We start from the raw sequence: 1,949 nt of genomic DNA, 5'->3' as shown, positions 1-1,949 counted from the left end.
CGACTAACCTCAACCGATGAAAGGCAGTACCTGATTACGCTTATCCACGATGCCAAGCAAAGTGGTTGCCGCTTAGAGCGAGCTTGTTATGAGGTTCAAATTGACCTGAGGACGTATCGTCGATGGTATCGGCAAGGAGAGATCCAAGCGGATAAAAGACCGACCAGTGTCAGACCAGAGCCAGCTAACAAGCTCTCTCAGCAAGAACGTGATGCAATTATCGAGGTGTGTAACCGCCCAGAGTTCGCGAGTTTACCTCCAACTCAAATCGTACCGACACTGCTTGATAAAGGTGTGTATATCGCCTCAGAGTCGAGCTATTATCGAGTACTGAGTGCACAAGGACAACTTCACAACCGAGGCCGTCAACGGAGCAGAAAAACGCATGCTAAGCCAACGAGTTATACGGCGACAGGTTCGAACCAAGTCTACACATGGGATATCACTTACTTGCCTTCAACGACCCGAGGCCAGCACTATTATCTGTACGTCATAGAAGATATCTACAGCCGCAAAATCGTGGGGTATGAAGTCTATGAATGTGAGTGTGGCGAGTTAGCATCACAACTCCTGCAACGGACGTTGATGCGAGAACAGTGCTTCAGCCAACCGCTGGTTCTTCACTCAGATAACGGTGCGCCTATGAAGTCGCTGACGTTCAAAGCGAAGATGGATGAGTTAGGCATTACCTCATCGTATAGCCGTCCAAGAGTCAGTGATGATAATCCGTATGTTGAGTCGTTGTTCCGCACGGTAAAGTACATGCCAAATTGGCCGACAAAAGGCTTTGAAAGTCTCGACAGCAGTCGACGTTGGGTTGAAGCCTTCGTGCGCTGGTACAACACCGAGCACAAACACAGTAAGCTAAATTATGTCACGCCTTCAGAGCGTCATAATGGAAAAGATGAAGAGATCTTGAAGCGCCGAGCTGAGGTATTGCTCGCAGCAAAACAGCGAAAACCTGAGCGCTGGCCTGGTGATATCAGGAACTGTGAACCAGTTGGTAACGTACACCTAAATCCAGAAAGAGAAGCAGCTTAATAAGCAAGCAAATGATGGCAACTATCTTGAAAAACGCCGCTAACCTAGGTTTACCGCCAGTAGAATACTGCTTCGGAACTAGCCCCAGCCAGGCTGAAAAATCGCGGCTTTTATCAAACTGAGAGCCGTTACCTATAGAAGCTAGAATAGCTGTTGCTGTTTGTGGGCCAATTCCTCTGACCTTCATGATACGCTGAACATTTTCGCTAACCTTTGAAAAAGCCTCGAACACTTGCTCAGTATCCGCAATACGTTGGTTAAGTTGTTCAAGGTGATAGTACGCGTCAGCAATAACGGTTCGAGCTAACTGTGGAAGCTCGTTTTCGGCATCTTCCAGCATGAGAGGTACTTGCTTCATTAACGAAGATCTGCCAACCGGAATGATAAGACCAAATTCAGACAGTAAGGCGCGAATACGGTTCATTAGAGCCGTTCGTTCACGTACCCAATGCTCACGCATTCGATGAACAGACAATATGGCTTGTTGTTCTGGAGATTTTACTGGAACGAATCGTGTAGATGGATGGTGGACAGCTTGGCAGATAGCCACGGCATCATTGAGGTCGTTTTTGCCTTTAGTTCTATGTGGAACAACATACTTAACCGCCATAATGCGAGCATCATGTCCTAATTTATTAAGCGTTCTTGCCCAATAATGTGCACCGCCACACGCTTCGAGTCCTATACGCATGGGTGGCATATTTGCTATTGTGGTCAGTAGCTTAGAGCGAGTAACCGATTTATGAAGAGTCACTTTACCTTGTGAGTCAACGACATGAATACTAAAGTGGTTTTTAGCTAGATCGATACCGCCAAAATAAGAATAATCAGACATGGTGCCTCCAGTGCTAATAAGTACCACGTAAGTGTGGCAGATCCTCGGGAGGGGGAATCCATGTCATTCGTTA

1 protein-coding gene and 1 pseudogene are annotated in these 1,949 nt (G+C 46.9%); one reads left to right on the top strand and one right to left on the bottom strand.

Annotated elements, in window-relative coordinates:
• On the top strand, nt 1-1,041 hold a 1,041-nt coding region (locus DA100_RS11605), incomplete at its 5' end, for an IS3 family transposase (protein ID WP_138972280.1).
• 40 nt (nt 1,042-1,081) lie between these two features.
• Here the strand turns inward: DA100_RS11605 and DA100_RS11600 are convergent.
• A pseudogene (locus DA100_RS11600) lies at nt 1,082-1,876 on the bottom strand (IS110 family transposase); the annotation flags it as partial.
• Nucleotides 1,877-1,949 lie beyond the last annotated feature (73 nt).

The sequence above is a fragment of the Vibrio sp. Hep-1b-8 genome (genome assembly GCF_006124995.1).
Taxonomy (GTDB): domain Bacteria; phylum Pseudomonadota; class Gammaproteobacteria; order Enterobacterales; family Vibrionaceae; genus Vibrio.
Note: the sequence above shows the minus strand (reverse complement) of the source record. Positions and strands in the feature narration are given on the sequence as shown.